The sequence below is a fragment of the Sphingobacterium sp. UBA5670 genome, assembly GCF_002420705.1.
Taxonomy (GTDB): domain Bacteria; phylum Bacteroidota; class Bacteroidia; order Sphingobacteriales; family Sphingobacteriaceae; genus Sphingobacterium.
The window spans coordinates 1-18,871 of the sequence record NZ_DIIM01000009.1 but is presented as its reverse complement, the minus strand read 5'-3'; the positions used below and the strand labels follow the sequence as shown (position 1 = coordinate 18,871).

Sequence of the window (18,871 nt, the reverse complement as noted above, 5' to 3'; positions counted from 1 at the left end):
AAAAATTTAAATATTTTTTAACAAAAATATAATAAGGGGAATAAACTCGGGATTCAAACGCTTAAGTAACATTTTCATGCCACGTTGCTTCTGTGTTTTTACGGTATTGATACTAATCTGTAGCTCTCGTGTAATTTCAAGATTAGATAAACCCTCCAGATAACCAAGCCGAAAAACTTGTTGACAGGCAAAAGGCATTTCTTCTATAATTTTATATATTTCCTGAATGACTTCACTGTGAATCATATTCAATTCGAGCGCTGTATTATCCTCTTCAGTAAAACCTACAACATTCCAATACTTTTGACGAACCTTTTCATGACGGATATGATTATAACAAGCGAAACGCACAGAACTGTATAGATAGTTCTTTATTGCAATCTCATTATCACTGACTTGATCCGTATTTTTGAAATAAGCGATAAAAGAATCCTGCACCAGATCTTCGGCTAAAGAAAGATCACCAACAATCTTCCAAGCGAAATGGCAAAGTCCATTATAGTGTGTCTTAAATAATACTTCTTCTTTCTGCATAGTTAGATCTCTTCCACACTCAGATTCTATTATCTTTATAAATGAGATTATTTAGGGTAAAAAACACATCCGATTGAGGATGTTTAATAATTGTATCGTAAAAATGCTCTTTTTTTTTGTTAATCCCAAATAATAATTTTAAACCCGCATTTATTCATCTCTAGATTGCTAAACTAGTTTAGTTTTTTTTCGACAACCAAAACAAAATCCCTGCTTTTATCATTTATATACAGGAAAAACGGTCAAAAACTAACGTTTTTTCGCTTTTTTTTACTATATTGTAAACTTTCAAAAAACCTTCATCGCTATATAAGCGTTGGCAACTATGAAATGTAGAAGGTTCTTATTGACAAATAAACAAACACTTCAATAAAAATTAAAACAAAGACTAAATGCTATTTACTGTTCTATCAGGACTAATAACATCGAGCCTTATTGTTCCATTTGGTCGATTCCTAAAAACCAGATGGGGTTTTATTCTCGCATTCTTACCGGTACTTCTATTTCTATACTTTGCTCGATATATCGTACCTATTGGTCAAGGTTCCTATTTCGTACAATCAACGTCGTGGGTGCCCTCCTTAGGCATTAATCTGGATTTTAAATTAGATGGACTATCCCTACTTTTCGCTTTATTGATTACTGGGATCGGTGCTTGTATCTTTTTCTATGCGAATGCCTATCTGAAAGGGCATCGGTATATCGATCGGTTCTTCGGTTACCTCTGCCTTTTTATGTCGGCTATGCTAGGGCTTGTCCTATCGGACAATATGCTGTTACTCTTCATCTTTTGGGAATTAACTTCAATTAGCTCGTTTTTTCTGATCGGCTTTAACAATGACAATAACGATTCAAGAAAAAGTGCATTGACTGCATTGTCCATTACAGGTTTCGGTGGTTTTTTTCTGCTGGCAGGTTTTATTTTACTGGGTAATATTGCCGGTACTTACCACATTACAGCACTCATCGGCAAAGTATCAGTCATTCAGCAACACCCGCTATTCCCCTTGGTCTTTGGCCTCATAGCACTTGGGGCAATTACAAAATCAGCACAATTCCCTTTCCATTTTTGGTTACCCGGTGCCATGAAAGCACCGACTCCGGTATCGGCCTACCTACATTCGGCAACTATGGTCAAAGCGGGAATCTATCTTTTGGCCCGTTTTTCACCAATTCTTGGTGGCAATCCGATCTGGACGTATTCGCTTATGATTATTGGTGGTCTCACGATGCTCTATGCAGCCTTCCATTCGCTTTTCAGAACAGACCTCAAGGGTGTTCTTGCCTATTCAACAATATCCGCCCTCGGGATTTTAGTTTTCTTGTTGGGACTAGGTACCAAGAATGCCGTTATCGCGGCAAGTGTCTTTATACTCGTACATGCCTTATATAAAGCTGCTTTATTCTTGATTACTGGGATTATAGACCATGAAACCGGAACAAGAGATCTTACAATTCTACGTGGGCTACGCCAAGTTTTAATGCCTGTCGCTATCGCAGGTTTTCTAGCTGCGCTTTCCAGTGCCGGTATCCCACTTACATTTGGATTTATCGGAAAGGATCTGATTTATGAGGCCACGCTACATGCCACACCCAATTTATTTCTCTATTTGACAATAGCAGCAGTAGTCACCAATATCCTATTGGTATCTGCCGGATTTATGGCCGGCATAAAACCATTTATGGGGAAGCTGCCCGAGCAATTTAATACAATCCATCTGCCCTATAAAGCCATGTGGATCCCACCTCTACTTCTAGCCGTTCTCGGTGTCGTTTTTGGCTGTATCCCTGGACTTATCGGCGACTGGATTGCTGGACCGACAGCGGTAAGCATACTTGCAAAGCCCGAAACGTTTCATTTGAAAATCTGGCATGGCTTTAATTTAGTCCTGCTATTAAGCACTATTACAATTGCCGCGGGTACCTTACTTTATTTCGCAAACAGGCCTAGCGATAAAAAATTGGCGTGGATTGCAAATTTCAATAGGATTTCTCCTGAATATATCATCCAGTTAGCTGCGCAGGAAATTGTTTTATTCTCTGCCTTCTTCACAAACAAAATGCACAACGGATATTTGCGTTCGTATTTATTGAAAATTATCTTGTTTGCTGAATTGCTGATTGCTTATCAGCTGTACCTAGGTGGCCCGCTCCATATCAAATGGGATACGCTATCTCCCGTGAGTTTTTACGAAGTCACCACAGTCTGCATTCTGATCGGTGCTATTGTATTGACTATCCGCACTTCATCCCGATTGACAGCCGTAGTTGCAACCAGTGTTGTAGGTTATGCCATATGTCTTATTTTCGTATTTTACAGTGCACCGGATCTAGCCATGACGCAATTCACCATCGACACCCTAACCGTGGTACTCTTTGTGTTGGTACTCTTTAAACTCCCTTCGTTCTTAAATCTGGCAAATCGACGCACCGTCATTCGTGACGCTGTCGTCGCTATCATTTTTGGCGTTTTACTGTCCATGGTCGCTCTTCGTGTTCTGCATGAACCAACAACGACAAATATCAGTGATTTCTATGGTGATTATGCCTATGTACTCGCCAAAGGAAAAAATGTGGTCAATGTATTGCTGGTGGATTTCAGGGGTTTTGACACCATGTTTGAAATCGTCGTATTGAGTATTGCTGCATTAGGAGTATATAGCTTATTAAAATTACGTTTAAAATCGTCGGATAAAGAATAATGATGTTTAACAGCTATACATTCATGAGCTAAGATCTCGTGCATAGCTAAATAATAACAGATGAACAGTACAATATTACAGACCGCTACGCGGTATTTATTACCGATACTTTTACTTTTTTCGGTATTCCTCCTGCTAAGAGGACACTATTATCCGGGTGGAGGTTTCGTTGGCGGCCTCGTTGCTTCGATCGCCTTTGTGCTGCATAGTTTTGCCTTTGGCCCTCAAAATACCATGAAATTGATTCAGTACAAACCCCTGTCACTCATCCCCATCGGATTGGGGATTTCGGCCATCAGTATGTTCCTACCTGCATTTTTTGGCTATCCCGTTATGACCGGGCTTTGGCTTGAAGAGAAAATTCCGGTCATCGGGATGATCGGAACGGCCTTGTTTTTTGACCTCGGAGTATACTTTGTTGTCATAGGTGTCGTTCTGACAATTTTATTTACGATTGCTTTAACTACTGAAGAAGAAGAATAATGGAACTGATACTCGTCTTACTGATCGGCATCCTTTATGCTGCCGGAATATACCTGATCCTGCGTCGAAGCATGGTAAAATTGTTGTTGGGCATTATGTTGCTGGGCAATGGTACCAATATATTGATCTTCTTATTGGGTAATATCATTAAAGGTAAACCACCTATTATTGGCCCGGATCTGAAGGTATTCATCGATATTTATGCGGATCCGATTCCGCAAGCACTGATTTTAACGGCCATCGTGATCAGCTTTGGCCTAACCTCCTTTGCCATCGTTTTACTCAAGCGTGTATATGCGTTGCTGGGTACAGATGATCTGGATGATTTGAACACGCCTGAGGAAGAAGATATATGATAGACAACCACATTATTGCCACGATTATCGTGCATTTATTTATTGCTATTGTCCAACTGATGTTGTGGCGCAAATCCACCGCACAACGTTTTCTGAGCGTTGGCGGAAGCTTGCTTGCACTCATTCTGGCCTTTAAACTATTCTTCAAGGTTTATGATGGCGGTATTTTGACCATGAATGCGGCCAATTGGAAAGCTCCTTTTGGAATCGTTTTTGTTGCCGATCTATTCAGCAGTACTCTTGTTCTCCTGACTTCTATCGCAGGTCTGGCGGTCTCCATCTTTTCCTGTGTCGGTGTTGGACGCCAGCGCATCCTCTATGGTTATTTCCCGATCTTTCACTTTTTGATGATGGGACTTAACGGCGCCTTTCTGACAGGAGATATCTTCAACCTGTATGTATGGTTTGAAGTTATTATTATCTCTTCTTTTGTGCTCATGACCCTCGGCGGAAGAAAATCCCAACTGGAAGGTGCGGTAAAATATATGGCCATGAATATCCTGGCTTCGACATTTTTCTTAACAGGTATTGGCATACTCTATGGCATTTCGGGTTCATTAAACATGGCCGACCTGGCCCTACGTATCCCCAAAATACAAAATCAGGCGCTAGTAGAAATTACAGCAACATTTTTCCTGATCGGTTTTGGCATTAAATCCGCCGTATTTCCGCTCTATTTCTGGTTACCCTCTTCTTACCATACTCCGCCTTCGGCCGTAGCAGCGACATTTGGGGGCTTATTGACTAAGGTAGGAATTTACGCCTTGTTTAGGGTATTTTCATTGTTGTTTATCCCCAACCATTTTACCAAGGAACTCCTTATCGCGCTAGCCATATTAACGATTCTGACAGGTGCTTTTGGTGCATTGATCAAAACCAATATCCGAAGGTTGTTTTCCTATCTGATCGTTTGTCATATTGGTTTTATGATCGGAGGATTGGGCTTATATAGTAAATGGGCCTTATTAGGTGCAGTGTTCTACCTCATCCACGATATTATGGTCAAGACGAATTTATTCCTCATGGCCGGTGTTATAAGGCAACTCCGTGGTACCATGGATATGAAAAAGCTTGGAGGCATCTATGCTCAGTACCCTAAGATATCGTTACTTTTTGCCATTGTGCTTTTTTCGCTCGTAGGTATACCACCTCTTTCGGGATTCTGGCCTAAAATCTATCTATTCAAAGATGCTTTCCAACTGGAAAAATATGCTTTCGCAGGTGCCCTGATTATCGGTAGTTTTATCACCTTGTTTGTCATTGCCAAAATGTGGGCACAGGTATTCTGGAAAGATGCACCCGATCAGGAAATCATTGAGGATAAATTTGCTGGCATGGTCGGTTATAAAAGAACAATGCTCATACTTCCTGTCGTTATTTTAGCATCTGCATCCTTGTACATCGGACTCAATGCCGAAGCGATCATCCATGTGGCAGATCAGATTGCGACACAATTATTGGACACATCACCTTATATAAATGCTGTATTAGGAGGGCAGAATTGATATGATAAAACAGTTTTTAATGAACCTTATGCTATCCTTTATTTGGGTCGCATTGACAGGATCGATGTATTACACCAACTTTCTCTTCGGCTTTATGCTGGGATTTGGCATCCTCTGGCTGATGAATAGGAATGAGGTCGATCAGCGATACTTTTATCGGGTACCGAAAACATTGAGTTTTATTCTCTTTTTCCTGTGGGAAATGATTGTCGCCAATGTACAGGTGGCCTATGACGTGATAACACCTAAGTTTTTTATCAAACCCGCGATTGTCAAGTATCCCATGGATGCAAAAACGGATTTAGAAATCAACCTGCTTTCAACCTTTATCTCTTTGACCCCCGGAACACTTATTCTGGATGTAAGTGAAGATAAAAAGACACTCTTTATCCATGTGATGTACATGAAGAGCAAGGAACAGTTTGTTTCGACCCTTAAAAACAATGTTGAACGAAGACTTTTAGAACTTTTAAGATGACTTTAAATAGCTATTTCGATTATGTGATCCTCCCGATCCTGACTATTTCAGTCATACTGGCTTTTATTCGGCTGTATAAAGGTCCCCAGATATTTGATCGTGTGATCGCCCTGGATCTCATTATCACTACTGGAATTGGAATTATTACCGTCTATAGTATACGAACTTCGCAGGAAGTGTTTTTAGATATTGCCATGATCTTGGCACTCATCGCGTTTCTGGGTACGATAGCCTTTTCATTTTATTTAGAAAAACAAAGCAAAGATGATTGATATTACTTTAGCCTTACTCAGCACCATTGGGGCACTGGCCATACTATTTGCGTCTATTGGTATCTTGCGGATGCCCGATTTTTATTTACGTCTTTCGGTTACCGTAAAGGCGGCAACATTGGGGGTTGGACTTTTACTGATCTGTGCAGCCATGACCTTCCCAGATGTATCTGTAACGACCAAAGCCATCGCCATTGGATTTTTCCTGATCCTAACGGCTCCTGTTGCAGCACATATGATCGGAAGAGCTGCCTATATCCAACGGGTTAAAACATGGAAGGGAACGACCTTAAATGATCTTGAGAACGAAGGCAAATTAGATTGTCGAAAAGAAGATTTTTAAGAGAAACAGATCTGTTTCTCTTAAAAATCTGCCTGTCGTAATTAGAATATGATACAAACAGGTGCTGGTAACGAAATTTCTTTCCCAGTATCTGTCAGCAAACCGGTTTTGGCGTCCCGGCTAAATAAAACAATATTATTGGTATATTGATTGGCGACCAAAAGATATTTTCCGTCCGGAGAAAGGTTGAAATTACGAGGTCCTTTACCTTTCACTGAAAGATTGGATATTTTCTTTAGATCCCCATTCTTCTCAACAGAAAATGTAGCTATTGTATTTGCGTCGCCACGGTTGGTCGCATACAGAAATTTCCCATCAGCAGACATTTTAATATCCGCGCCGCCGTTATTCCCCTTAAAACCTTCAGGATTGATCTCAAAAGTACTTTGGTACATCCACGCATCACCGTCTTTCTTATATGATGCTATTTGACCGGTCATTTCCAATACGACATACAGGAATTTTTCTTTCTTATCAAATACAATATGTCGTGGACCACCGCCAGCAGGTGTAAAGATATCTTCCGATTCCTCGGCAAGAGTATAGGTATTCCCGTTTTTGTTCACCGGAAATATGGAGATCTCATCCAGGCCAAGATCCTGAACATATAACTTATCTCCTTTATTGGAAAAAAAAGTAGAATGTACATGTGGCTTTTCCTGACGCTTCGGATCAACTCCCTTGCCTTCATGTTGTATTAATCGTGCTCTCTTACTCAAAACACCATTACTTTCTAAATCAAACAAAGCTGCTGACCCACCCGTATAATTCGCCACAGCAAGCAGACTTCCTTTCGGATGCACTTCCACAAAACAAGGTGACTCTCCACCAGATGGAAGGGAGTTTAGAAATGTTAAATGACCGTCCTTAAAAGAATAAGCTGAAATACTTCCCTCCTGGTTGGGAACCTCATTGACGGCATAGATAAAGTTATTATTTCGCGCCAAAAATGAAGGGTCCTTACTCTCCTGTGTACTCGACAAGGTTGTTTCACCTGTTTTAACATCGAAATTATAAATATAGATGCCTTTGCTTTCAGTTTTGCTGGTATACGTTCCCACAAACATAGGAATCTGCTGAGCAAAACTAGCAAGTGGAAAAATCGTCATCAAATAAATAAATGCTTTTTTCATTGAAATTATGTTATAAGTGTTGATACTCATTTGTTTAATGAGACCTTTAAATCAACTTCGTTCCTAAACTATACGAGATCCATCTTAAATTTGTCTATCTATTTCTACACAAGAAGATCTGAAAACGCTAGCCTTTTTGATAAGCGCAAATATCGTCAATAGACTTGTTAAATTTGGTTAAAACCGCCCTTTCTAATAGGCAAATGCGTATTTTAGCGCATCAATTTTAACAATTCTAAAATCGCTAATTTTAAATATTGCGAATACAAAAATATTGTTAAATAAAAGTACGAATAATTCATATAATCTGATAATTTTGTGCTGTTGTTCAAAAAAGTATATATTGAACAGGATTATGACTTACATCGGCAAAGGCTTGTGCCTTTAATCATGAATGAATCATAAATAAAATACGAATGAGCCGAACGAAGTCAGCTCACGAATACCTTAGAGTACTAATTTAATGAGTAAACGAGTTCATTTAAAAAGATGATGAACACTCATTAATATCTTAAATAATTTATACGGATGAAAAAAAACATTTATATATTGTTTTTATTGCTGTTTGCATCAATTCAGGCTAGTTTTGCGCAACGTCAGGTTATTGATCGCGTTGTAGCAACGGTTGGATCGGGCATTATCTTACAGTCCGATGTGGATATGCAATATTCGCAATGGTTAGCGCAAGGAAACAAACCTAACGAAAAATTTAAATGTGGCGTACTGGAGCAATTAATTATTCAGAAACTGCTCTCTCAACAGGCAGTAATTGACTCCATTGATGTAACCGAAACCGAGGTTGATGACAACCTCAATGCGCGTTTACGTCACATGTCCCAACAGGCAGGTGGGCAAGAACGTCTTGAGAAATTCCTCAACCGCTCGCTTTTACAATATAAGGAAGAAATGCGTCCCAGTGTATTTGAACAGTTGAAAGCAAATAAAATGCAACAAAATATTGTTCAAAAAGTCGATGTAACACCCTTGGAGGTCAAACGTTATTATGAAGGTCTAAACCAAGACAGTCTTCCTTATTTTAATACCGAGGTGGAAATTGGTGAGATTGTCATGATGCCCAAATTGACGGATGCTGAGAAAAAGGAACAGCGGGAGAAAATAGAAGGTATTCGCAAACAGATTGTAGATGGATCCGACTTTGGTACAATGGCTCGTTTATATTCACAGGATCCTGGTTCTGCCCCTTATGGTGGTGATTTAGGCTTTGGTACACGCGACAATTATGTAAAAGAATTCTCTGCGATGGCCTTCAAATTAAAACCCGGCGAAATTTCACCTATTGTAGAATCAAAATTTGGCTTCCATATTATTCAGGTACTCGAAAGACGTGGTGAAGAGGTACACACACGCCATATCCTCATGAAGATCAATCCCGGTGCAGCCGCGTTGGAACGCACTAAAAATAAACTGGACAGTATCTATAAATTGGTGGTTGACAAAAAAATGGATTTTTATCATGCCGCTACCAATTATTCGGATGCGGAAGAAAGTAAGTTCAATGGAGGTATGATCCTAAATCAAGAGGGTTCAAGCCGTACCACTGTGATTCCTATGGATGGATTGGAGAAATCGGTATTTACAGCAATTGACCAGCTAAAACCTGGCGAATATTCTAAACCAGAGCAATTTACAGACAAAATGGGCGATGTTGGGTATCGCTTCAATTACCTGAAAACACGTATCCCGCCGCATAAAGCAAATTTGGATGAGGATTTCACCAAAATTAAAGAAGCTGCCAAACAAGATAAAATCAATCGCAATCTAAGTAAATGGTTCGATGATAAATCGAAAACAACATTTATCAATATCAGTGACGAGTTTGGTTCATGCGATGAATTGAAAAAATGGAAAAAACAATAGGCGCGCGACGCTAATCACATATAATAAAAAGGGCTTGAATAAAATATTCAAGCCCTTTTTATTTTGCAGTCGTAATTATTTCTCAAACATCATCTCGATCAAAATATTCCAATTGGCTTTCTTCACATCATCTTTTGCCAATTCGCTCAGCTGCCAGATACGGATATAATTATACTTCACAACTTTATCCTTCTGCCTCACTGTTGCAGTTCCCTTTGTATACGCAAAATCACCACTATAGGAACGTTTTACTTCCTCAGGCACCGTTTCTATCGTCATCCGTTGTTTTTTGAGATAAGCCATCATTGTAGCCTTTCCTTCCATCGGACTGGTCCAAGGAAATAAAAACCGTACATCGTCGCTCAAAAACTCCTTGTATGCTGTAGGGTTGTCTGCTTTCAATACTGTTGACATCAACTTGTCCGTCTCTAAGACAATATCCTCACGCTGATTTAAACGAACTTTAGAGCGATGTTTCAAATACCAAGAATCGGTAGGTTCGATATATTCAAGATCAAACTCCCCATCCTTTCCATTGTTTTCAACTTCGGCACGAATATCAACCAACCACTTGCCCTTTTTATTCCGCTTCCATACAGTCAGATATTCTCCATGACGCAATCGAGCACCTACTTTTTGAAAATCCATGGAACCCGAGGTAACACCAAATTCCTGACTCTTGGCAATCAGTGCAAATGTAGGCTGCCAATTCAAAACATCGGGAATATTTGGCCGATTATTGAGGTAGTTGTAAGCATTTACTGCCGATGGAACATAAAACGTAGATTCCTTATCAATGATCGATAGAAATGCCTGATGCGGCGTAGACGCTTTCGACAATGCGGCGGCGTCCTTATCTGCCTGTAATAGGCTTCCAACTTTCTCAGGTATCTGCGCATATAGTGTCGTACCAGCGACACTCATCAATGCGACGACGGATAGCCTATTCCAAAAATTCATATGCAAATGATCTTTCTTTCCTCTTTTTATAAATTCGATTTTCTTATCTATCAAATCTTATTCCAAAGTGTTCCTTCTTTGCTATCTTTCAACTGAATTCCAATAGAATTAAGCTCATCACGAATACGATCTGAAGTCACGAAGTCTTTATTCGCCTTTGCCTCATTACGTAACTTAATAACTAGGTTCATCACATCATCGATATCATCAGATGCGGATGTCTGATCGTTTCTAAGCCCTAGGATATCCTCAACAAATTCTTTCAAGAATATTTTAAGGCCTGCTAATCCCTCTTCCGTTATCTTCGCCTTACCATCATAAATTGAGTTGATGATACGTACAATTTCAAACAATTCGGCAATGAGCACAGGACTATTGAAATCATCATCCATCGCAGCATAACATTTACGGCGAATTTCTGCTAAATTGAATGAATCAGCACCTTTCGATACCTTCAATTTATCCAAAAGACCGATGGCTGTCATAAGACGTTTATACCCCTTATCAGCCGCATCCAATGCCTCATTGGAGAAATCCAACGTACTTCTATAATGTGCTTGTAACATGAAGAAGCGAACAGCCATGGGCGAATAACCTCTATTCAATAGCGGATGATTTCCTGTAAAAAGCTCTCCCGGCAAAAATCCATTCCCTGCGGATTTGGACATCCGGGCACCGTTTACAGTCAACATATTGGTATGCATCCAGTATTTGGCAGGACTTGTATGGTTACATGCCTCGGACTGTGCAATTTCATTGGTATGATGTGTAGCTGCCAGATCCATTCCACCACCGTGAATATCAAATTGATCGCCTAAGTATTTTCTGCTCATGGCCGAACATTCAATATGCCATCCCGGAAATCCAACACTCCATGGAGCTGGCCAGCGCATAATCGTTTCAGGTTTTGCTTTGATCCATAAAGCAAAATCCAAACGACCTTTTTTCTCGTCCTGACCACTCAATTCGCGGGTGTTGTTGAGCATATCTTCCAATTTTCGATTGGTCAATACGGTATAGTCGTATTGCTCAACATACTTCTCAACGTCAAAATAAACGGTACCATCCCTTTCATAAGCATAGCCATTCTCCATAATTTGTTCAATCATTTCGATCTGCTCGGAAATATGTCCTGTCGCAGTAGGCTCTATACTTGGAGGCAACGTATTGAAAAGACGCAACACATCATGGAAACCTATGGTATATTTCTGAACGATTTCCATCGGTTCCAATTGTTCCAATTTTGCTTTTTTTGCAAATTTGTCATCCCCTTCATCACGATCGCCTTCTAAATGCCCTGCATCTGTAATATTGCGCACATAACGCACTTTATAACCAAGATGGCGCAGATATCTAAAAATTAGATCAAAAGAGACAAACGTCCGGCAGTTTCCCAAATGCACATCGCTGTATACCGTAGGTCCACAGACGTACATACCGACAAGATTGGGATGAATAGGTTCGAATTTTTCTTTTGTTCGCGAAAGCGTATTGTATAAAAAGAGATTATGGTCCATGTTTAATCGCTACTTGAAAATCTATTTCTGTCTAAAATATATTTGAATTGGCACACCTGTAAAGTCAAAGTTTTCACGCAATTTGTTTTCAATAAAACGTTTGTACGGATCTTTGATGTATTGTGGCAGATTACAGAAGAATGCAAACATCGGTGTCCGTCCAGGCAGCTGTGTTGCATATTTAATTTTGATATATTTTCCCTTTAAGGATGGCGGTGGATAATTCTCGATAATATCCAACATCACTTCATTTAACTTGGACGTAGGGATTTTCTTTGTCTTGTTTGCGTACACCTTATCGGCAACCTCCAACACCTTAAGAACACGCTGTTTTTCGGTTACGGAAGTAAAGATGATAGGCACATCTGTAAATGGCGCTATTTTCTCTCTGATGCGATCTTCAAAGGCCTTCATTGTTTTATTGTCCTTTTCGATCAAATCCCATTTATTGACAACAATCACGATACCTTTACGGTTTTTCTCCGCTAAGTTGAAGATATTCACGTCTTGCGCTTCCAGTCCATCTTGCGCATCGAGCATTAAAATCGTTACATCGGAATCTTCCAATGCTTTGATCGTACGCATAACCGAATAAAACTCAATATCTTCATTAACTTTAGACTTACGGCGAAGACCAGCAGTATCAATCAATAAAAAATTATGTCCGTATTGATTATAATGTATACGGATTGAATCACGTGTTGTCCCTGCCATTGGCGTTACAATATTGCGATCTTTACCGATCAAAGCATTTGTCAAGGAGGATTTACCCACATTCGGGCGGCCTACGATGGTATATTTAGGTAAGGATTCTTCTTCTTCCTCTTCCACTTCGAAATGAGAAACAACAGCATCCAACAATTCGCCTGTACCTGATCCTGTAGCCGATGAGATATTGAAGACCTCACCTAAACCAAAGGCATAAAACTCTGCCGATTCATGGTGCAATTTAGCGTGATCGACTTTATTGGCCACTACATACACAGGTTTGGAGCTTCTTCTCAGAATATCAGCGATTTCGTCATCCAAGTCGGTAATGCCAGTTGTGACATCCACCATGAATATAACGACCGAAGCTTCTTCAATAGCGATATAGACCTGATCACGAATCGCCTCTTCAAAGACATCATCCGAACCATGTACAAAACCACCTGTATCAATTACTGTAAATTTCTTTCCGATCCACTCGGCTGTTTCATAATGACGGTCGCGCGTCACCCCGCTAAAGTCATCAACAATCGCTTTTCTACTTTCTGTAAGACGATTGAATAAGGTAGATTTACCAACATTTGGACGACCAACAATTGCAACAATATTTGCCATATTTATTTTATTTGATCCAGCCACTATCACAGCAGATGGCACTTTTATGCTAAAAATATACTTAAGGGAACAAAGATACGGATTCGAAAGGGATTATCGCGACACAAAAACAAAAATGGCTTTACCGTGGAGTAAAGCCATTTATTGGGTTTAAATTATAAATATTCGCCTAATTAGACGTTGGATTCTGAGTCAATTTCCCTGGATATGAATTGATCGCATCCTGAGGAATAAAATACGTCACTCTAAAATCTGTAGGTACAATATCTTCAAATTGTTTTTGTGGCCCCGGATAGGTACGGTTTAATGGATCTCCGTTACGGAACACATCATAACTGCGTTCTGCCTGATAGGCCAATTCCAACTGACGCTCTTTGTCGATCAGTTTGCTTGCATTGGCCGCATCAATTGAAGTATATCCGCCATTGACAATAGAACGATTTCTGATGGTATTCAAATCATTTAGAGCAGCACCATAATTACCCAATTTCGCATAAGCTTCGGCACGATTCAAATAAATTTCACCCAAACGGCTAATTACTGGTGAATGTAATTGTGACTCTTCTCCTTCACGTGAGCATTTCACAATATAGAATTGCGGATAAGCACGGTTTAAGGAAATATAATAATCTATCATACCTGAGTAGGTATTGCCATCTTCATAAGTAATTGAATAGGTCTGTTGATTAGCATTAATTGCCGTCAATGTATATTCTTTAACAACCTCATTATCACCCACCTTTTTAACTTCTCGCGCAATAACAGTATTTCCGTTAATTATAGCTGGAATTTGCAGATAGCTCATTGTTTTGGGATCACCGGCTTTTGCAGGTACATCTTGTTTGATAAATCGAAACACAGTTGAGTATTTGCCTGCCTTATCTTTGGAATAAGTAGGTTCAATAAAAGCCGCACGTGCGTCGACAATCGTATAATGATCAGGTCTCCAGTCATTACGGCCAGTCTCATTTAATAGATCAATATACTTGGCGCTTGAATACATCTCGCCCCAACCCATACCACCGATATTGGAATACATACCACCAATACCATAATAGTGATCGTCGCCCGAAAATTCAGAAGCAACACGTTTCACTGCAAAAATGGTCTCTTTGTTATCTTCTGGTCTAAATGTATTGTATTTCATGAATTGCTCACGGGCCAACAGCACATATTTACCTGAATTAATCACCTTATCCGCATATTCTACAGAAAGACGCGCATATTCCGCATTTGGATTTTTATACGTACCACTCATATAGAGGTAAATACGGGAAAGCATTGCTTGTGCCGCTCCCTTGGAAGCATATACCGCCCCTTTATCGAGCGTCAATAACGCTTCTGCTTTTTTCAGATCGCTGATTGCCTGCGCATAAGTATCTTTTACAGACGCACGGTCCGGTAAGTTCAAATCATTGAATACATCTTCAGGTGTACCATTGACAATTGGAACGCCCAAGTTTGTTTCAGGACTTTGATAATAAGGCTTCCCGAATGCGCGACAAAGGTAAAAATACATCATTCCACGGATGTAATAACATTCACCCAACTTATTATCCATCTCTTCACTTTGACCTTCGGCAAACATCTTAATGACGTTCGAAGATTGTGCAATAGCTTTATAACCGCTATCCCAAAAGTTCTGCAAACGGTAATTATTAGGCGTTCTCGCATAGGAGATAAATTCGTAAAACGCGTCTGTCGATGACCCGCGGATCATCATATTATCACCAGCATATTCACCAAGGCGGTGCATTGGGTCGGACCAAGCTTTTAACTGCGCATAAGTACCTGTTACCATGGCATCAGGATTACTTGCAATATTCTCTTCGTCCATCGAAGTATAAGGAAGACGATCTATATCGCAGGAGGATACTGCCGATGCGATCAAAAGTCCGATTAATATCTTTTTCATTATTGATTTTCTAAACGTTAAAATTAAAATGTCACACTTGCGCCGAACATGTATTTACGAACCATTGGATATACAGAAACGCCTGTAGATCTGATCATTTGACCACCCCCGCCTTTGCCATCTGGTTCAGTCAATGGAAGCTCTGGATCAACACCCGAGTAGTTTGTAATAGTAAACAAATTCTCTCCAGCTAAGAATACACGTAAATTTTTGATGTTATACTTTTTCAGATCGAAGTTGTAACCCAACGTCAAGGATCTCATTTTTAAGAAATTGTTACTTTCCAAAAAGCGTGTTGACGGTGAATTACCTTTATCTTGGTTATCGTACCTTGCTATCGGATGAGTAGCAACATCACCTGGTTTTTCCCAACGGCTCCAACCATCCTGTAACTTCATCTGGTTGCGATCAGTATAAGTTCCATCCGAGTCAAATTCTTGGCGCGAATAATTATATAACTTACCGCCCAAAGAGAACCCGAACACAGCATTTAGATCAAACTGCTTATAACTTAAGGCTGTACTGAAACCTCCAAAGAGATCTGCATTTCCTTTTCCTGCATTACGGAAAGTTGCATTGGAATAGTTTGATGTTGTAGTCCTCGTTTCATTGCCATTGGCATCTGTCTCGTATCGATACCACATTGGCAAACCATTATCTACGTTAACACCTGCCCATTCTTTTAAGTAATAGGTATCTACCGGAAAACCAGGCTGAAGTAAACGTTGCGCTGATCCAGCGATACCCGATCCGTCACCTGCGATAATTGGTTTTGAAACAAGATTACCATTGGCATCTTTTGTCGCAAATAGCTCGGTCAATTTATTCACATTGTGACTCAAATTAACATCCAAGCTCCAATGCACATTGTCATTTCGAACGATGTCGCCACCGATGGTCAATTCAATCCCGCGGTTTTGCATCTTACCAATATTTTTCCAGATAGAAGTAACGCCGGTCAGACCACTGATTGGCACTTGATAAAGCACATTATCAGTCTTCTTATCGTAATAATCAACATTAAATCTTAGCCTATTCTTAAATAAGGCTGCATCAACCCCAAAACCAGTTGTGTAGGTTTTTTCCCAAGTCAGATCTTTATTACCGATTTGGCTGATTAATGCCCCTGGTATTCCATTATAGCTTGATGATGCCGATACCGAATAAAGGCTATATTGTGGATATAATGAGCTCGGTCTATTACCTACCGATCCGTAAGCCGCTCGTAGTTTTAAGTTATCTACCCAATCAGCCTTGAACCACTCTTCTTTATTGATATTCCAACCACCGCTGACTGAAAAGAAATTTCCGTATTTGGCATTGGTACCAAAATTGGACGCCCCATCACGACGGAAAGATACCTGTGCCAGATATTTATTATCGTATGCATAGTTTGCATTCGACAAGAATGACTGTACTGCCCATTCAGAAATTCCACCTTTCGTACGTTCTGGCTTTGCAACAACATCCAATACCTCGAAACCATTTACAATACCTGTTCCATAAGCATCTAATGTTTTTGTCCAATAGTCGTTAAATTCGTATGCAGCCAATCCATTCAGGCTATGTTTATCCCAAGTCTTGTTGAAACGTAAAATCTGGTTGGTATACCGACGGGCAAATTCCATGCGATAATCTGTCACACGACCAATTACACTTTCGCCGCTGTTTGATCGTGGATCTTGATATCCGCTATCGGAGTAACTATTGTAACGATAATTGTTGACTGAGGAGAAGGTCAACCAATCTGTTAATTTGATATCGAAATCTAAGTTACCCATAAATTCATAATTGGTATTGGCACTATGATTCCATTGCAAGTCATACAAATAATTTGTACTGGCATTATTAACCCAGCCACTATAACGGTGTGGTACTAGATTTCCATTTGCATCGTAAGGACTATCCCAAGGAAGGTTGCCGTACATGGCATTGACATCATATTGACGATCATCTACAGCACGTCTTGATCCCGCAATAGATGGCTTAATGGTCAACCAATCGAAAGGCTTATAGTTGGTACGTAATCTAAAGTTATAACGATCGTAATCATATCCTTTTACTGCACCGGCTTCGTTGTAGTAACCTAAAGACAAATAAGACTGTAATTTATCATTTCCACCCTGAATAGACAAATTGTGGTTTTGGACAAATCCGTTTTTTGTCGCCAGTTTCCACCAGTCAAAATTACTGTTGCGCAAATCCGAATTCCAACGCGGGAATTTGATATCGGCGGGATTCGAAAATGAAGCAAAGTAGTCATAAAGTTCAGCTCCATCCATCATTTCCATGTGTCCATTGGAAAGTTGGTTGATACCCATTTTTGTAGAAAAGCTAATGCTTGTTTTGGATGCTGTAGGGTTTTTAGTTGTCACAACGACAACACCATTTGCACCTTGAGAACCATAAATAGATGTTGAGGCAGCATCTTTTAGGATAGTTAAGGATTCAATATCGTCCGGATTGATATCACCTGGACTTGAGCCAACGATAACACCATCAATAACCCACAACGGGTTCGTTGTACCACTTAATGTTGCCTGGCCGCGAATAACAACACCACCATTTGACCCCGGTTTACCAGCTCCTGGTGCAACATACACACCGGCTGCTTTACCATTCAACATGTTTTCAACCGATGGCGTAGTGACATCACGTAATTTGTTTCCTTTAACAGCCTGAAGGGCGCCGGTCAAACTTTCTTTTTTCTGTTGTGTGCCATACCCAACAACAACAACTTCCTGGAGTGCCTCGCTATTGGACTCTAGATTGATGGTAACAACCGGTCCTGCCACAGTCACTTCTTGTGCTTTATAACCAACACTTGTAACGACTAGTACATCACCATTTTTAGCATCTATTGTAAATCGTCCATCTACTCCTGCAGATGTCGATTTAGTGCTCCCCTTAACACTAATGGTTGCTCCAGCCAATGGGCCGTCTGTAGACTGCACTTTTCCATTCACTTTTTGTTGATAAACCGCGTCATTCAACAAAATATTGTTGTCTGGAAACGTAAGACCATTAGCATTAGCCGAGTTGTGTGTACTTGTAATGAGTAAAGCTAATGATAACAGACTCAACTTGTGATTGTCGAGAATCTTTGAAATCATAATATTTAATAGTTAGTTTAAAAATTGATTAGCTTGCTAATCAAAATTTAGGTACATGAATGCTAAAACTAAAGGATGATGACAGTATATCAAAATTTTGGAACAACGAAATCGATTGCGCCAATTAAACAAACGATTGCATAAACATGCATTTTACAGCGCAATCCAACATCAAAAAATTAGAATTATTAAATAACAGCAAAAGACAGTTTTTAGCAAGCACACGACAATCGAGAAAAAGAAATTTAGAAGAGTAGAAAAAAGATATTCCTGAGAAACAGGCGGTATTGTAGCATAAATAAGGACACAAAAAAAGCCAAGATATTCACCTCGGCTTTTTTCTTTTAGTAGCGGGGACC

The 18,871-nt window shown here is 39.9% G+C and carries 15 protein-coding genes; 8 read left to right on the top strand and 7 right to left on the bottom strand.

Annotated features, from left to right (window positions below):
* Positions 1–6: 6 nt before the first annotated feature.
* Positions 7–534: an RNA polymerase sigma factor gene (locus B3C94_RS08390; RefSeq protein ID WP_293901910.1), complete on the bottom strand. Its 528-nt coding sequence runs from the start codon at positions 532–534 to the stop codon at positions 7–9.
* Positions 535–926: 392 nt separating this feature from the next.
* Between B3C94_RS08390 and B3C94_RS08385 the strand changes: the two genes are divergently transcribed.
* The 7 genes from B3C94_RS08385 to mnhG are packed head-to-tail and all read left to right on the top strand — an operon-like array spanning position 927 to position 6,673.
* Positions 927–3,236 carry a putative monovalent cation/H+ antiporter subunit A gene (locus tag B3C94_RS08385; protein WP_293901907.1) on the top strand — a complete coding sequence of 770 codons (2,310 nt, stop codon included), beginning with the start codon at positions 927–929 and terminating at the stop codon, positions 3,234–3,236.
* Positions 3,237–3,296: 60 nt separating this feature from the next.
* The gene (locus tag B3C94_RS08380; protein ID WP_046671608.1) at positions 3,297–3,719 is read left to right on the top strand and encodes a Na+/H+ antiporter subunit B; all 423 of its coding nucleotides are present in this window, start codon (positions 3,297–3,299) and stop codon (positions 3,717–3,719) included.
* Entirely contained in the window at positions 3,719–4,075 is a 357-nt protein-coding gene (locus B3C94_RS08375) for a Na+/H+ antiporter subunit C (RefSeq protein ID WP_293901901.1), read from the top strand. The genes B3C94_RS08380 and B3C94_RS08375 overlap by 1 nt, the downstream gene beginning before the upstream one ends.
* A complete protein-coding gene (locus B3C94_RS08370) occupies positions 4,072–5,580 on the top strand; it encodes a proton-conducting transporter membrane subunit (RefSeq protein WP_293901898.1) in 1,509 nt (502 codons plus the stop codon). The genes B3C94_RS08375 and B3C94_RS08370 overlap by 4 nt, the downstream gene beginning before the upstream one ends.
* A gap of 19 nt (positions 5,581–5,599) precedes the next feature.
* Positions 5,600–6,058, top strand: coding sequence for a Na+/H+ antiporter subunit E (locus tag B3C94_RS08365; protein ID WP_227550155.1), 459 nt, complete (start codon positions 5,600–5,602; stop codon positions 6,056–6,058).
* Positions 6,055–6,330, top strand: coding sequence for a monovalent cation/H+ antiporter complex subunit F (locus B3C94_RS08360; protein ID WP_293901889.1), 276 nt, complete (start codon positions 6,055–6,057; stop codon positions 6,328–6,330). Before B3C94_RS08365 ends, B3C94_RS08360 begins: the two co-directional genes overlap by 4 nt.
* On the top strand, positions 6,323–6,673 hold the full coding sequence (gene mnhG / locus B3C94_RS08355; protein ID WP_293901886.1) for a monovalent cation/H(+) antiporter subunit G: 351 nt from the start codon (positions 6,323–6,325) through the stop codon (positions 6,671–6,673). Before B3C94_RS08360 ends, mnhG begins: the two co-directional genes overlap by 8 nt.
* 41 nt (positions 6,674–6,714) lie before the next feature.
* On the opposite strand, the gene B3C94_RS08350 is transcribed toward mnhG, so the two are convergent.
* The gene (locus B3C94_RS08350) at positions 6,715–7,806 is read right to left on the bottom strand and encodes a lactonase family protein (protein WP_293901883.1); all 1,092 of its coding nucleotides are present in this window, start codon (positions 7,804–7,806) and stop codon (positions 6,715–6,717) included.
* Between the two features lie 528 nt (positions 7,807–8,334).
* On the opposite strand from B3C94_RS08350, the gene B3C94_RS08345 reads away from it, so the two are divergent.
* The gene (locus B3C94_RS08345) at positions 8,335–9,684 is read left to right on the top strand and encodes a peptidylprolyl isomerase (protein WP_293901880.1); all 1,350 of its coding nucleotides are present in this window, start codon (positions 8,335–8,337) and stop codon (positions 9,682–9,684) included.
* Between the two features lie 75 nt (positions 9,685–9,759).
* Here B3C94_RS08345 and B3C94_RS08340 read toward each other — a convergent pair whose 3' ends face one another.
* The 5 genes from B3C94_RS08340 to B3C94_RS08320 form a co-directional block, all read right to left on the bottom strand.
* Positions 9,760–10,644, bottom strand: coding sequence for a DUF4440 domain-containing protein (locus tag B3C94_RS08340; RefSeq protein WP_293901877.1), 885 nt, complete (start codon positions 10,642–10,644; stop codon positions 9,760–9,762).
* A 50-nt stretch (positions 10,645–10,694) separates the two neighbouring features.
* Positions 10,695–12,161 carry a cysteine--tRNA ligase gene (gene cysS / locus B3C94_RS08335; protein ID WP_293901874.1) on the bottom strand — a complete coding sequence of 489 codons (1,467 nt, stop codon included), beginning with the start codon at positions 12,159–12,161 and terminating at the stop codon, positions 10,695–10,697.
* Positions 12,162–12,182: 21 nt separating this feature from the next.
* A complete protein-coding gene (der, locus tag B3C94_RS08330) occupies positions 12,183–13,484 on the bottom strand; it encodes a ribosome biogenesis GTPase Der (protein ID WP_293901871.1) in 1,302 nt (433 codons plus the stop codon).
* Positions 13,485–13,653: 169 nt separating this feature from the next.
* Positions 13,654–15,399: a RagB/SusD family nutrient uptake outer membrane protein gene (locus B3C94_RS08325; protein ID WP_293901868.1), complete on the bottom strand. Its 1,746-nt coding sequence runs from the start codon at positions 15,397–15,399 to the stop codon at positions 13,654–13,656.
* Positions 15,400–15,422: 23 nt separating this feature from the next.
* On the bottom strand, positions 15,423–18,512 hold the full coding sequence (locus tag B3C94_RS08320) for a SusC/RagA family TonB-linked outer membrane protein (protein ID WP_293901865.1): 3,090 nt from the start codon (positions 18,510–18,512) through the stop codon (positions 15,423–15,425).
* Between the last annotated feature and the right edge of the window lie 359 nt (positions 18,513–18,871).

Bases quoted from the DNA above. Each gene is read 5' to 3' on its own strand.
- B3C94_RS08390 (WP_293901910.1), bottom strand. From the start codon at position 534: ATGCAGAAAGAAGAAGTATTATTTAAGACACACTATAATGGACTTTGC.
- B3C94_RS08385 (WP_293901907.1), top strand. From the start codon at position 927: ATGCTATTTACTGTTCTATCAGGACTAATAACATCGAGCCTTATTGTT.
- B3C94_RS08380 (WP_046671608.1), top strand. From the start codon at position 3,297: ATGAACAGTACAATATTACAGACCGCTACGCGGTATTTATTACCGATA.
- B3C94_RS08375 (WP_293901901.1), top strand. From the start codon at position 3,719: ATGGAACTGATACTCGTCTTACTGATCGGCATCCTTTATGCTGCCGGA.
- B3C94_RS08370 (WP_293901898.1), top strand. From the start codon at position 4,072: ATGATAGACAACCACATTATTGCCACGATTATCGTGCATTTATTTATT.
- B3C94_RS08365 (WP_227550155.1), top strand. From the start codon at position 5,600: ATGAACCTTATGCTATCCTTTATTTGGGTCGCATTGACAGGATCGATG.
- B3C94_RS08360 (WP_293901889.1), top strand. From the start codon at position 6,055: ATGACTTTAAATAGCTATTTCGATTATGTGATCCTCCCGATCCTGACT.
- mnhG (WP_293901886.1), top strand. From the start codon at position 6,323: ATGATTGATATTACTTTAGCCTTACTCAGCACCATTGGGGCACTGGCC.
- B3C94_RS08350 (WP_293901883.1), bottom strand. From the start codon at position 7,806: ATGAAAAAAGCATTTATTTATTTGATGACGATTTTTCCACTTGCTAGT.
- B3C94_RS08345 (WP_293901880.1), top strand. From the start codon at position 8,335: ATGAAAAAAAACATTTATATATTGTTTTTATTGCTGTTTGCATCAATT.
- B3C94_RS08340 (WP_293901877.1), bottom strand. From the start codon at position 10,644: ATGAATTTTTGGAATAGGCTATCCGTCGTCGCATTGATGAGTGTCGCT.
- cysS (WP_293901874.1), bottom strand. From the start codon at position 12,161: ATGGACCATAATCTCTTTTTATACAATACGCTTTCGCGAACAAAAGAA.
- der (WP_293901871.1), bottom strand. From the start codon at position 13,484: ATGGCAAATATTGTTGCAATTGTTGGTCGTCCAAATGTTGGTAAATCT.
- B3C94_RS08325 (WP_293901868.1), bottom strand. From the start codon at position 15,399: ATGAAAAAGATATTAATCGGACTTTTGATCGCATCGGCAGTATCCTCC.
- B3C94_RS08320 (WP_293901865.1), bottom strand. From the start codon at position 18,512: ATGATTTCAAAGATTCTCGACAATCACAAGTTGAGTCTGTTATCATTA.